Raw genomic sequence first — 13439 nt, forward strand, 5'->3', positions numbered from 1 at the left:
CGCAATGTTTCGCATCGCGTCAGTCGAAATCCGGGCATCTGGCTTACTAGACTGCAATTATGAGCCTGCATCTCACCGACGATCCTGCAGCCGATGAGCTGCTGACGAACAATCCACTCGCACTCCTCATCGGCATGCTGCTCGATCAGCAGATCGCCATGGAGGTCGCGTTCGTCGGCCCGCTCAAGATTCAGCAGCGCGTGGGCGACGTCGATGCCCGCACTATCGCGGCGACCGACCCCGACGTCTTTCTCGAGGCGTTCAAGCAAACTCCCGCGGTGCACCGGTTCCCCGGCTCGATGGCGACGCGCGTGCAGACGCTCTGTCAGACACTGGTCAACGATTGGGGCGGTGACGCGGCGGCGATCTGGACCGAGGGCGATCCTGACGGCAAGACCGTACTGAAGCGCCTCAAGGCCCTCCCCGGTTTCGGCGAGCAGAAAGCCAAGATCTTCCTCGCCCTGATTGGCAAGCAGCTCGGCTTCTCAGGCGCGGGGTGGCGTGAAGCCGCCGGCGCGTATGGCGAGGAGGGGTCACGACGCAGCGTCGCCGACATCACCTCGCCAGAAACGCTGCTCGAAGTGCGTGAGACGAAGCGCGCGGCGAAAGCCGCCGCGAAGCAGGGGCGCACTGCATGACGCGCGAATCAGTGCGGCGTCGAACGACGGAGCCGACGTGCTGATGCCCGATGCACACGCGCTCAATGGCGCAACGACATTCACGCAATCGGCCGAACGCGTCGTCGCCTACCTACGCGAGCACACGCCACTCACCGACTGGTCGGTCTCACGCGTCGCGAACGGTGAGCAGATCCACGTGCACGTGCAGCATGACCAAGTGCTGTCGGTGGGTGACCGTGTCGACTGGAGCGAATCGTTCTGCAGTCGCATGTCGAACGGCGCCGCACACGTGGTTCGCGATTCCCGTGCCGATCCCGATTACGCCGACCTCACCGCAGCTGCCGATGTGGGCGCGTACGCTGGGTACACGATCCGTGATGACAACGGCGACCTGTTCGGTGTGCTCTGCGGGGTGCGGCCTGAACCGCTGCGCATCGAAGAGACGGTTGATGAAGAGCTGGTGCGACTCCTCAGCGAGCTGCTCTCCACACAGCTCGAGCTCTCGCGCAACATCGACCGCGAGCGTCGCAGTATCGCCATCGCCGACGCTCTCGCCCACTCCGATGCGCTCACCGGGGTGCTGAATCGTCGGGGTTGGGATCGGGTCGTCGCCGACGCTCAGGAGCGCGTCGATGCCTTCGGCGATCCTGTCTCGATTGCGATCATCGATCTGAACGGACTCAAAGCCGTGAACGACCGCGACGGCCATGCCGCCGGCGACCGACTGATCGCTCGAGCGGCCGAAGCGTTGCAGGCTGCCGCTTCGCCCGCGCACCGCGTCGCCCGCATCGGTGGCGATGAATTCGCGATTCTGGCGAACGGCGTCACGACGCATCAGCTGCCCGCGCACTTCCAACGTTTCAACGACGCGCTGAACGCGGCGGGAGTATCCGCATCGCTCGGGTGCGCCCCTGCGGTGCCGGGCGTCGCAACGGTCTTGGAGGCGATCTCGACCGCGGACGCGGAGATGTACGCACGGAAGCACGCGGTAGATATCTGACCTCAATCGCGCGAGGCCACGAGCGTCAGTCACGACAGTGCCCGGTGCGTCGATGGCACCCCTGATCGGTGTACGCTCGTAGGGCTGCCCCCGTAGCTCAGTGGATAGAGCAACGGCCTTCTAATCCGTTGGTCGCAGGTTCGAATCCTGCCGGGGGCACACATGAACAACGCGCCCGCACCCCGTCGACCTGAGGGGTGCGAGCGCGTTTTCTTCGATCTCGAGCTAGCCGCGCGCGAGGTGCTTCGGGCGCTCGAGGAACAGCACCGCGACGACGCCGACGAGCATCACGATCGCGGGGAGCAGCAGCGTCTGCGACATCGCGTCGGAGAATCCGGGCACGATCTGTGCGGGCAGCTGCCCGCCACCGATGCCGCCCGACGCGTCAGCGTCCCCGGGCAGGTTCGCTTCGAGTCGCGCCTGGATGAACGCGGCGATCGCCGCCGAGCCGATCGCCGATCCGATGGTGCGGGTCGTGTTGTAGATGCCGGCTCCGGCTCCTGCCTGGCGCGGGTCGAGGTTGCGCGTCGCCGTGGTGGCGAGCGGGCCCCACATGCCCGAGTTGCCGACACCGATGAGCAACGACGGCAGCAGGTAGACCCAGATCGGGGTGTCGGCGTTCATGAGCGCCGAGTACCAGAACAGCGCGCCCGAAACGAGCAGCAGACCGGGGACGAGCAAGAAGCGAGCGTCGACGCGATCGAGCAACCGACCGACGAGCGGCGAGAGCACGCCCGCAGCAACCGCCGTCGGCACCATGAGCAGTGCCGACTGCGTGGGGGTGAGACCCCGCGCGAGCTGGATGAAGAACATCATCGGCAGCGTCATGCTGGTGACGACGAAGCCGACGACGGAGATACCGATGTTTGCGATCGAGAAGTTGCGGTCGGTAAAGAGTCGCAGCGGCACCAGGGGCTCGCTCCGCGTCTTCGCCTGCTGCCAGATGAAGAGCCCCATGACGATGACGCCCGCTGCGATCGTGCCCCAGATCCATGCGGCCCAGTCGTACTTCTCGCCCTCTTGGAGGCCGAACACGATGAGGAACAGCGAGACGGCCGAGAGGAGGACGCCGAACAGATCGAACTTGTGCTCGTGGGTGTCGAGTTGCGGCACGAGGATCGCGGCGAGTACGAAGCCGATGATGCCGACGGGCAGGTTGACGAAGAAGATCCACTCCCAGCCGAGGCCGTCGACGAGCAGTCCGCCGGCGAGCGGGCCGACGAGCAGCGCGACGCCAGAGGTGGCACCCCACAGACCCATGGCCGCGCCGCGCTGAGCGGGCGGGAAGGTGCGGGTAATCACGGCCATGGTCTGCGGCGTCATGAGCGACGCGCCGATGCCCTGCACCGCACGGAAGAAGATGAGCCACTCGAGCGAGCCCGAGAGCCCGCACCCGAGTGAGGCGAGGGTGAAGATGACGAGGCCAACAAGGTAGACGTTCTTCGGCCCGAAGCGGTCGCCTAGGCGGCCGGTGATCAAGAGGGGAACGGCGTACGCCAGCAGGTAGGCGCTGGTCACCCATACGACGTTGTCGAGGTTGTTGGTGTTGGGGTCGAGTGCCGCTTTGATCGCGGGATTCGCGACCGAGACGATCGTCGTATCGACGAGGATCATGAAGAAGCCAATGATCATCGCCCAGAGCGCGGGCCAGGGGCTGCGCGGTGCGGTGTGCGACGCGCCGGTCGCCGCCGCAGGGGTCGCTGCGCTGGAGGTGTCGGTCATTGCCGTGCTGCCTTTCGGAGTTGCAAGTAGTGCTCAGTGTGTGGTGAGGCGCCAGGGCCCCAAGGGAATGCGGGATCAGCCAGACGCTGCAACAGCGTCTGCAACCACTGCAGGTCGGCGTGTCTCATCGCGGCCGTTCGCTCGATTTCGATCACGTATTGCATCGGCGCGTGCGCTGCCGTCGCCGCGTCGAGCGCCTGCTCGGCGTGCTTCAGGCTTTCGGCAAGTGCGGACCGTCGTTGGGTGAGCAGCATCAGGGCGTCTTCGCGCGTGAGGTTGTGCGCCTCGGCGAGAGCCACTCTGAAGTCGGTCGCGCGATCCACCCGCGGCAGCTGCTCACGCACCCAGGTCACCAGTGCTGCGTCGCCGCGGTCGGTCAGCGCGTAGGTCGTGCGCTCGGGCCGGTTGCCGTCGCGGTCTACCCCGATCTCTTCGAGAAGCCCGTGCTCGAGCAGTCGCGCCACCGTGTGGTAGAGCGTGCCATTCGTGACTTTCAACAGCCGATCGCGCTCGCGGGCGCGCAGCAATCGCATCATCTCGTACGGATGCATGTCACCCTCGCGCAGCAGCGCGAGGAGCATCACGCCGAGCGGCGTCAGCTTCGGATTCATCATCATCCCCCAATTAGTCCACATGGAATATACCACTCCGAACAGCGAACCTCGACCAGTAGGATCCTGAGGTGCCCGTTCCCCAACGCCAGAAACTCCCCTTCGAGGTCTGGGCTTTGGTTGCCGGTGGGTTTACCGTGGCGCTCGGCTACGGCGTGGTGGCGCCCGCGATCCCTCAATTCGCGCTCGAATTCGACGTGTCGAGCTTCGCCGCATCCGCCATCGTGAGTGCATTCGCACTGATGCGACTCGTGTCGGCACCGCTCGCGGGCTGGGTCGTCGGCAGACTCGGCGAGCGCAGCACCTACATCATCGGCATTCTGGTCGTCGCCGGCTCAACAGGTGCCGCCGCACTCGCCGTCAGCTACCCGCAGTTTCTCGTGCTCCGTGGCATCGGCGGCATCGGCTCCGCCATGTTCACCGTCGCGGCGACCGCACTGCTCATCAAGGTCAGCCCGCCTCACGCCCGCGGGCGCGTGGCGAGTGTGAACGCCGCCGGCTTCCTGCTCGGCGGGCTCCTGGGACCGGTACTCGGTGGGGCGGTCGCCGTATTCGGTCTCCGCGCACCGTTTGTCTGCTACTTCTTCACCCTGATCGCAGCGGCGACAGTCGTCGCGATCGCACTCCGTCGCTCTGCGACTGCCGGCCGCACCCCGCGCGGCTCCCACGACGAACGCGCGGAGCTCACGCTGGGTGCGGCGCTTCGCATTCCGCAGTATCGAACGCTGCTCTGGTCGGTGTTCACCTTCGGATGGTCGTCGTTCGGCGTGCGCGTCTCGGTCATCCCGATCCTCGTCGCCGTCACCTTCCACGGAGACGCAACCATGGCGGCTTGGGTGCTCGCCGCCTACGCTGCCGGAAACGCGCTCCTGATCTTCCCCTCCGGGAAATGGAACGACACGGTCGGCCGCAAACCGCTGCTGGTCAGCGGAAGCGTCATCCTGACCGCCGCCTACGCCGCGTTTCCCGCCGCGCCCGTGCTGTGGGCTGCCATCGTCATCATGTTCGTCGCCGGCGCCGGGTCGGCTCTCGTGAATCCCGGACAGCAAGCGGTGCTCGCCGATGTGCTCGCAGGCCGACGAGGCGGCGCCGTCGTTGCCGGCTACTCGATGATGAGCGATCTGGGCGGCGTACTCGGCCCGCTGATCGCGGGCGCCATCGTCGACATCGCCGGTTTCGGCTGGGCGTTCGGCGTCACCGCTGCACTCATCGCCGTCGCGGCGATCGCATGGTCGCTGGCGCCGGCCTCACGACCACTGCTCGATGACACGGGGACGCCGGGACGAGCCTGACCTCGGGTCACCCCTCGAGGTCGTCGACCCCCGGAAGCCAGCTGAGCCCGGGCTTGCCCCACCCGTTCTTTCGCTGCGCCTTCTGGGCACCGCGATTCTCCGGGTGCACGAGTCGGTCGACGTACAGCAGCCCCTGCAGATGATCGAACTCGTGCTGCAGAATGCGCGCGAACCACCCCGATGCACTGACCTCGTAGCGCTCGCCATCGATGTCTTGTGCGCGCAGCAGTGCTCGCGGTGACCGGCGCAGGGCGAACCGCTCGCCCGGAAACGACAGGCACCCTTCGATCTCGTCATCGTCGGGCAGTCCCGGTTCCGCGGGGGTGATCCAGAGTTCGGGATTGATCGCAACGCCTCGCTCGGGCGCCTCGTCCTGGTCCTCATAGATCCAGACGAACACCTGCTGGTCGACGCCCACCTGCGGCGCTGCCAGCCCGACTCCCGGAGCCGCAACCGTCGTCTCGAACATGTCGTCGACGAGCGTGCGCAGGGTGTCGTCGAATGCGGTGACTGGGGCGGCAGGACGATGCAGTACGGGCTCGCCAGAGATCACGATGGGAAGAACAGCCATGCCCGCCAGTTTACGGCGTCGCCCGTGCCAGACGCGCCGCCCTCAAGCCCGCCAGGCGATCCAGCAGCCGAATGCACGCGACTAGACTGGAGCGATTGCGAGCGATCACCGACGCTCGCTACGCAGCAGCGAGGAGCAATCGTGCCGAACACGCCAGCGGACCAGATCGTCTGGATCGACTGCGAGATGACAGGCCTCGACGTCGATGCCGATGGGCTCTGCGAAATCGCGGTCATCGTCACTGATTTCGACCTGAAACCGCTCGACGCCGGGTTCGAGATCGTGATCAATCCCGGCGAAGCCGCACTCGCGCACATGAATGATTTCGTGCGCACGATGCACGAGAAGTCGGGGCTGCTGCCGAAGATCGCCAGTGGCGCGACCCTCGCCGACGCCGAGCAGCAGGTCATCGACTATCTGAAGCGGTTCGTCACGGCCGGCCGTCGCCCGCTCGTCGCCGGCAACACGATCGGCATGGATCGCCGGTTCATTGCGAAGTACCTGCCGACGCTCGAAGAGCGCCTGCACTACCGCAGCGTCGACGTATCGACCATTAAGGAGCTCAGCCGCCGCTGGTACCCGGCCGGATACTTCGCAGCGCCCGAGAAGCGCGGAGGGCACCGTGCGCTCGCCGATATCGCCGAGTCCATTCAGGAGCTCGCCTACTTCCGCGACGCCGTGATGGTCGCGCAGCCCGGACCCGACAAGGCGGCCGCAACCGAGCTCTCGCGCGCCGCGATCGAGCGCTACGCGAGCCTCATCGACACCGAGCAGACCGAGCCCGAACAGCAGTAGTCCCACTCCCCTGCGCCCACTACAGTTAAACCTGGATTGGGCAATGCGTGCCCACAGCATTGGGGGATGCATGAGTGACAGCAGTACCGCCGCAACTCTCGCGGATGGATCGACACCACGACGGAAACGGCAGTTCGGCGGGCTGAGTATTCAGTCGAAGCTGCTCATCATGCTGCTGGGCGTGAGCCTGATTTCATCGATTGTCGTTGGTGCGATCGGATTCGTGAATGGCCGGCAGTCGCTGCAGGATTCCGCGATCGATCAGGTCACGACGATCCGGTCGATGCGCGCTACGGAGATCGAGACCGCGATCCAGACGATCCGACTCGATGCGTCCCTGCAGTCGCGCAACTTGAGCGCACAGACGCTTTCGCGAGAGATGAACACTGCTTTCGACGAGTTGCAGGATCGCCCTGCCCTCACCGAGGCCCAGGATGCGCAACTCAGCGACTACTATCGCGACACGTTCATTCCCGAGCTCGAGAAGCGCGCCGATCACGCCTACGGCGACGAGGCGTTCATTCCCGATTCCACTGCGGGCAAGTATCTGCAGATGCAGTACACGATCAAGAACGAAACGCTCGATGACGCGGGTTACGATGCTCAGCTGCGCGCGAACGACTCGGGCGACGGTTCGAGCTACTCGGCCGCTGCCGACCGCTACGGCGACTATCTCACCCGACTCATCGATCAGGCCGGGTACGAGGACGCGCTCCTCCTCAACCTCGACGGCGACGTCGTGTATTCGGCCTTCAAGGGCGTCGAACTCGGCACCAACCTCAACTCGGGCCCGTATCGCGACACTTCATTCGCAGAGAAGTACCGCGCGGCCATCGCGACGAACTCAGTCGATACCGTGATGATGACCGACTTCGAGCGCTGGATTCCCTCACTGAACGTGCCCGCAGTCTGGGTCATCTCACCGGTCGGCAACGATACGGGTATCACGGGGGCGCTCGCCTACCAGGTCTCCATCGATCGCATCAATAACGTCATGACCGGCAACGAGCAGTGGAAGCAGCAGGGCCTCGGAGATACCGGCGAGGTCTACCTGGTCGGTCGCGACAACCTCATGCGCAGCAACTCGCGCCTGCTCATCGAGGATCCCGAGAACTACGCTCAACTGGCCGTCGACGGGGGCAACTCCCCCGCGGTTGCCGAGCGCATCATCGACGTGGGCGGCACCACCATGCTGCAGGAGATCAACACCCCCGCGATCGAGGCGGCGAAGGCCGGCGAGAGCGGCGCCCTCGTCGGCCGCGACTACGTGGGCAAGGAGAGCATCTCGGCGTACGCACCGCTCGACATCGAAGACGTCGACTGGATGATCGTCGCGCGCATCAACACGTCTGAAGCGTTCGCCCCAGTCGCCGCGTTCACCCGCAACGTGCTGCTCTCGCTGCTCGGCATCCTCGTCGCGGTGTCGCTTCTTTCGCTCGTGCTCGCGCAGGTATTCACCCGCCCGATCCGCCGCCTGGTCGATGCAACGCACCACATCGCCGAAGGCGACCTCGACGTGCGCGTACCCGATGCGTCCCGCGACGAGTTCGGCGGCCTCGGCAGCGCATTCAACGACATGGCGTCGAGCCTGCGCTTGAAGCAGGATCTGATCGACGAGCAGCGCGTCGAGAACGAGAAGCTGCTGCACACCCTGATGCCCGAGAGCGTCGCCGCCCGTTACAAGCAGGGCGACGAAGCCATCAGCGAGGCGCACGAGAACGTCTCGGTGGCGTTCGCGGAACTTGTCGGCTTCGACGAGTACGCTCGCGGCCTGACGCCCGAGGAGGAGATCAGCCAGCTCAACACGCTGATGCGCGCGTTCGATGAAGCGGCCGAGAAGGCCGGCGTCGAGAAGGTGCGCACGCTGCGCGGCGGCTACCTCGTCTCATCAGGTCTCGTCGTGCCGCGTGTCGACAACGTGCGCCGCAGCGTGGAGTTCGCGAAGTCACTCTTGACGGTCGTGGAGCGCTTCAATGCGCAAAACCGTTCCTCGATCTCGGTGCGCGCCGGCGTCGACACCGGCACCGTGACGAGCGGCCTCGTCGCTCGCACAACCCTCGCCTACGACCTGTGGGGCGATGCCGTGAGCCTGGCCTACCGAGTGCGCTCGGTCACGGGCGACCCCGGCGTGTACGTGAGCCAGACCGTGTACAACCGCACGCAGGAGATCTTCGAGTACGTCGAGGCCGGCACCGTCGAGTCGCGCGGCGAGCACGAGACGGTCTGGAAGGTCGCCTGATATGGCTGATCTCTTCGCTCAGGCCTGGACGTGGTGGATCATCGTTCTCGCCGTAGGTGTGCCCGTGGTACTTGTCGGACTCACGGAGCTCATCTCGTTCCTCACGCGTCGACGTCACCCGCTTGCGGGGCCGGTGCGGTTCTTTCGCAACTGGGTCATCCCGTCGGGTGCGCTCTTCGCCCTGCTCGCATTCGCGATCACCTCCCCCGCCGAACTCGTGTGGGTGCGCGTCGCTGCGACGGTCTTCGGCTTCCTGCTGATCCTCCTCGTGCTGTCGTCGTTCAACGCGGCGCTCTTCGCGAACGCGAAGCCCGGATCCTGGCGCGAACGTATTCCGTCGATCTTCATCGAGATCGCACGTCTGGTGCTGGTCGTCGTCGGCCTCGCAATTCTGTTCTCGTGGGTGTGGGAGGCCGACGTTGGCGGCCTGTTCGCCGCACTGGGCGTCACGTCGATCGTCATCGGCCTCGCGCTACAGAACGCGGTTGGTGGTGTGATCTCGGGCCTGCTGCTGCTCTTCGAGCAGCCGTTCAAGATCGGCGACTGGCTCGACACCGGCAGCGTGCGCGGTCGGGTCGTCGAGGTCAACTGGCGTGCGGTGCACATCGAAACCGGATCCGGCATTCAAATCGTGCCGAACTCTACCCTCTCAGGTGCGTCGTTCACGAACCTCAGCGAACCCGCCGGCCCCTACTTCGCGACGTCCGCAGTGAAGTTCACGACGGATGATCCGCCTCACGAGGTCATGGCGCTCCTGGTCGAAGTGGCGAATGCGCTGCCCCTGAAACGCCGCAGCGAGAGCGCAACGGTCGAATACTCGGGCAACGCGGCGTTCGAGGTCTCGATTCCAGTCGATGGCCCCTCGGATGCGCAGCGAGCTCAGACGCTGTACCTGTCATGGCTCTGGTACGCAGCGCGCCGGCGTGGTTTCGCGCTCGACGGCGACTCCACGGATCCGATCGCCGAGCCCGAACGCCTGGACGCTGCAATTGAGTTCGTTGCACCGACGCTGCATCTTCGCGAAGATGGTCGCGAACTCGTGCGGAAGACCGCGCGACTTGAACGCTACGGTGTGGGCGAGGTCGTTCTGCCGACCGGCGCGGTCCCCAATGCGGTGCAGGTGGTCGTGTCTGGCCGCGCATCGGTGGCGCTCGAGTCAGACGGCGGGCGCCTGGAGTTCACCTCTGCTGGGCCGGGAGACCTCGTCGGACTGACGGCATTGACGCGTGAGCCGTCTCACGCAGTTGTGGTCGCTGGTGAAATTCTGACGGTACTGTCGCTGCCCATCGACACGATCGACGCACTCATCGCGTCACGACCGCGGCTGGCGGCCGAGATCGGCGAATCACTCGATCTCAAGCGCAAGCTGGCCGCCGAAGCCGCGCAACAGATCGGCATCAATCGCGGCATCATTCGACGCACGTAACCGCGAATGCGGCCCCCGGTCTCGCGCAACACGCCGAGACGCCGTGGGGGCCGCACGGATTGGCGTTCGATCGCGGCATTGGGTTATGATGATACGGTTGCCTGGTTCGCTTCGGCGGGCCAGAACAGCATGGTGGCTATAGCTCAGTCGGTAGAGCACCGGCTTGTGGTGCCGGTGGTCGCGGGTTCAAGTCCCGTTAGCCACCCCAAGAAATACGAAGCCCGTCTCGCACTGGAATCCAGTTGCAAGACGGGCTTCGTTGTGTGTTTTCACGCACACGCAGAGCGACGAGCGCGGGGGCCAGCTGATGACCTCCCCCGCGACTCGCTCAGCGCGCGGCCGAGCGACGAGCGATATCGTCGTGCGTGTAACTCGCCAGCGGATTGCGGCCTGCCTTCTGACGCAGTGCTGCGCTCAGCAGGTGCCGCAGGTGCGACCACTTCCCCGCGCGCACGACCCGCGTGCGCAAATCGTACGTGTCCGTATACGCAACGCGAGGCGCCCAGATGGGTTTGCGTCGACGATTGCCGAGTTTCGACGTGAGATGCAGGAACACCTGGGTGCTCGCCAGCGCTGACGCCACGTCGACGCCGATCGAGATCGAGGGCAAAGACGCCGGAGCGTGCGCGTCGTCACCCTGCACCGTCGCGAGCGATCGCAGGTCGGTATATGCCGGAATATAGGGCAGGCATCGGGCGAAGTCGACACCGAGCTCGGCGATTTCGTCGAGCGGCGCCCGGTCGCTGAAGCCCCGGTAGCGTTCGAAGGTCCACGCGGAATGCGGATCGAACGAGGTGACCTGGGCCGCGAACCCGATGTTCATCGCAAGCACATCCGGGATACCGATTCGGCGGGCTTCGCGAGCGACGAGGGTTCCGATGTCGGGCATCGTCATCTCGGTCTCGTCGAGCACGACCGAGGCACCGTGCATGAATTCCTGCACGTTATGGGCGTTGACGCCGTCGGTGAAGAGGTCGACCGCCGCATCAGGATTGATGTCGTGCAGCCGCTCACGAAACACCTCGGCCTTACTTCGCATGAACGTGGAGTGCACCGCGCCGTCAACACGGTTCACGTTCTCGGGCTCGAAGACTTCAGGGTCGGCGATACTGAAGCTGCTCACGCCCATGCGCGCGAGCTTCAGCCCGAGCTGAAAGCCGACGCCGCCCACGCCAGCGATCGCGACGCGGGATCTCGTCAGAGCCAGCTGCTCGTCTTCACTCCAGAACCCGTAATTACGCGCGAACTCGAGTTCGTGCGCAGCTCGATTCGTCACAGCGCCGGCTCCGTGAGTACACGCTTCGGAGCACGCCCCACGAACAGCATGCCGGGTTCAGCCGCCCGATACTGATCGATGAAGTCTCCACCTCGCGCATTGACGCGTTCAGCCGATGCCGGAATGTCGATCTCGATGGGCAGGTTGTAGTCAAGGTAGTGCTCCACGTAGCGAGGCTCACCGATGCGCGAAATCGCAATGGAACCGTGGAGATGCCGCTCAAGCCAAGGCTCGATGATGGCGAAGGTCCGCTCAAGACCGTGATTGGCGACGTAGGCCAGCATGACGGCGAAGAGGTGCCACTGCGCCATCTCTTGCATCACGGCCTTTTCGTGCCGCGCAATCACTCGGGAGACCTCGACGCTCACGGTGTTCAGGTCGCCAGGGCTGAACGAATCAGGGCAGAAGTCTTCGACTGGCAGCGGGTGATCCTCACCGCGAATGATGAGTCTCGACACGCCGATCACACGCACTCCGTCAGCGTGATTCTCGAACACGGCAAACGTGGCAGATCGCGCATCATCGGCATCTCGGTCGGTACCGTCCTCTTGGAGCTCGCTCGCATCAAGTTGTCCGGTCTGATCGACGTACACCCTGCGGCGCAGATCGAAGTGCGCGAGGTACTCTCGCTCGAACCCGGGAAGCGGCACGTCATGCACGGCGATGAGGCCGACGGCCAGGCGCGATGCCGGGTTGTCAGCGAAGACGTCAGAATCGACGACGGGAATGACGTCGTGATTCGTGACAGAACGGTCGATATGAGACAACGCCGGGGCCCTCCTGAGGCTACATAGCTGTGACGGCCATGGAAATCATGAATCCCCGGGCGATGACCGCGAACGACTCCTGTGTACTCTCATTTTGCACCAATTGCGATATCCAATGCACGGAATGCAATGTCCGGCGAGTCGCGATACGAGATACGGCGAACTCATGGCATAACGCGCGCGCCTGAATTGACAGAAACACGCGAGTGATAGCATGTGGCAACTACGGTCGTCGACGATGGGGGGAACGGTGCAGGGAGAGAATTGGAACCGGGCGAGCAGTGTGCGCTCCCGCCCAGGCTTCGATGACGCGCGTTCGAGAATGCTCTCTGCTGCGGTGCAGCACGTCGAGTCGGTCGGCCTGACCCTCGGTGTTACCGCTGGTTTGATCGAACAGATCGCGAGCAACGCCGGCGTCAGTATCAAGCAGTTCGCGCAGGCCTGGCCGACGCACGAGGCGTTCCTCGCCGATCTCTTCACCGAACTCGCGAATCAAGCGCAGATCGACCGAGCCGACACCGAGACGCTGCTTACGACGTGGCAGTACCTCAGCATGCGGGTCGGCGACCTGCGGTCGGTCGAAGGCCGACGCAGCGTACTCATCGACATCATCCGCACCGCTGCGGAGTACAACTTCGATGTCATCACCGCCTCCAGCAAGTGGCGCACCTACGCCGCCCTCTCGACGACCATCACGGCGTGGCCAGATGGCGAAGCCCGTACGCGCGTGCTCGATGCGCTGCGCGCGAGCGAAATGTCGTTCGTCGAAACCATGGAGAATTTCTACCGCAATGTGCTGCCAACCGTGGGTTATCGACTCAAACCGATGTTCCACAACGACTACCAGCCGTTTGTCGTCGCCGCAGCTTCGGTCATCGAGGGCCTCGGCATCGTGCGTGCGACGGTTCCGTCGCTCGTACAGGCCCACTTCACTCGCGAGACCGAGACCGAAGCCGAATCGTGGTCGGTTTCCGCGCTCTCCTTCATGGGAGTCGTCGACGCATTCATCGAGCGCGACCCTGAGTTCGATGCCGATGAGGCGATTTCACGCCTGAGTTCCGGCGTCGACGTCACCCCGCCTTCAGAGAACAACTCCTACTGACGGTGGGTGCCGCTCAGC

At 64.8% G+C, this 13439-nt stretch carries 12 protein-coding genes and 2 tRNA genes; 9 read left to right on the plus strand and 5 right to left on the minus strand.

All coding sequences use genetic code 11. The annotated features are described in order from the left end of the window. The first annotated feature begins 59 nt into the window (after positions 1-59). The 3 genes from CH42_RS11445 to CH42_RS11455 all read left to right on the plus strand — a co-directional run bounded on the left by CH42_RS11445 (position 60) and on the right by CH42_RS11455 (position 1779). Complete coding sequence (locus CH42_RS11445) at positions 60-638, plus strand: HhH-GPD-type base excision DNA repair protein (RefSeq protein WP_053353266.1); 579 nt, start codon at positions 60-62, stop codon at positions 636-638. 43 nt (positions 639-681) lie between these two features. Further along, on the plus strand, positions 682-1620 hold the full coding sequence (locus tag CH42_RS11450; RefSeq protein ID WP_075205378.1) for a GGDEF domain-containing protein: 939 nt from the start codon (positions 682-684) through the stop codon (positions 1618-1620). Between the two features lie 86 nt (positions 1621-1706). Beyond that, a tRNA-Arg gene (locus CH42_RS11455) sits at positions 1707-1779 on the plus strand. Positions 1780-1845: 66 nt separating this feature from the next. Here the strand turns inward: CH42_RS11455 and CH42_RS11460 are convergent. Both CH42_RS11460 and CH42_RS11465 read right to left on the minus strand, forming a co-directional pair. Then, positions 1846-3342 (minus strand): DHA2 family efflux MFS transporter permease subunit, encoded by a 1497-nt coding sequence (locus CH42_RS11460; protein ID WP_053353268.1) that lies wholly within the window; start codon positions 3340-3342, stop codon positions 1846-1848. Continuing rightward, complete coding sequence (locus CH42_RS11465) at positions 3339-3959, minus strand: PadR family transcriptional regulator (RefSeq protein ID WP_156322542.1); 621 nt, start codon at positions 3957-3959, stop codon at positions 3339-3341. Before CH42_RS11465 ends, CH42_RS11460 begins: the two co-directional genes overlap by 4 nt. Before the next feature lie 65 nt (positions 3960-4024). On the opposite strand from CH42_RS11465, the gene CH42_RS11470 reads away from it, so the two are divergent. Beyond that, on the plus strand, positions 4025-5245 hold the full coding sequence (locus CH42_RS11470) for an MFS transporter (RefSeq protein WP_053353269.1): 1221 nt from the start codon (positions 4025-4027) through the stop codon (positions 5243-5245). Positions 5246-5252: 7 nt separating this feature from the next. On the opposite strand, the gene def is transcribed toward CH42_RS11470, so the two are convergent. Continuing rightward, entirely contained in the window at positions 5253-5816 is a 564-nt protein-coding gene (gene def, locus CH42_RS11475) for a peptide deformylase (RefSeq protein ID WP_053353270.1), read from the minus strand. A 141-nt stretch (positions 5817-5957) separates the two neighbouring features. On the opposite strand from def, the gene orn reads away from it, so the two are divergent. From orn to CH42_RS11495, 4 genes are all read left to right on the plus strand, one after another. Then, positions 5958-6611: an oligoribonuclease gene (orn, locus tag CH42_RS11480; RefSeq protein ID WP_075205352.1), complete on the plus strand. Its 654-nt coding sequence runs from the start codon at positions 5958-5960 to the stop codon at positions 6609-6611. A 70-nt stretch (positions 6612-6681) separates the two neighbouring features. Then, the gene (locus CH42_RS11485) at positions 6682-8850 is read left to right on the plus strand and encodes an adenylate/guanylate cyclase domain-containing protein (protein WP_053353271.1); all 2169 of its coding nucleotides are present in this window, start codon (positions 6682-6684) and stop codon (positions 8848-8850) included. A 1-nt stretch (position 8851) separates the two neighbouring features. After that, complete coding sequence (locus CH42_RS11490; protein ID WP_053353272.1) at positions 8852-10276, plus strand: mechanosensitive ion channel domain-containing protein; 1425 nt, start codon at positions 8852-8854, stop codon at positions 10274-10276. A 132-nt stretch (positions 10277-10408) separates the two neighbouring features. Further along, positions 10409-10484: transfer RNA gene (locus CH42_RS11495), tRNA-His, on the plus strand. Positions 10485-10604: 120 nt separating this feature from the next. On the opposite strand, the gene CH42_RS11500 is transcribed toward CH42_RS11495, so the two are convergent. Together CH42_RS11500 and CH42_RS11505 are read right to left on the minus strand one after the other, a co-directional pair. Next, the gene (locus CH42_RS11500; protein ID WP_053353273.1) at positions 10605-11552 is read right to left on the minus strand and encodes a ThiF family adenylyltransferase; all 948 of its coding nucleotides are present in this window, start codon (positions 11550-11552) and stop codon (positions 10605-10607) included. Beyond that, positions 11549-12319 (minus strand): hypothetical protein, encoded by a 771-nt coding sequence (locus tag CH42_RS11505; RefSeq protein WP_053353274.1) that lies wholly within the window; start codon positions 12317-12319, stop codon positions 11549-11551. Before CH42_RS11505 ends, CH42_RS11500 begins: the two co-directional genes overlap by 4 nt. Positions 12320-12641: 322 nt before the next feature. On the opposite strand from CH42_RS11505, the gene CH42_RS11510 reads away from it, so the two are divergent. Continuing rightward, positions 12642-13421 (plus strand): hypothetical protein, encoded by a 780-nt coding sequence (locus CH42_RS11510; protein ID WP_053353275.1) that lies wholly within the window; start codon positions 12642-12644, stop codon positions 13419-13421. Positions 13422-13439: the final 18 nt, after the last annotated feature.

Source organism: Leucobacter musarum subsp. musarum (assembly GCF_001273845.1).
In the GTDB taxonomy this organism is placed as follows: Bacteria; Actinomycetota; Actinomycetes; order Actinomycetales; family Microbacteriaceae; genus Leucobacter; species Leucobacter musarum.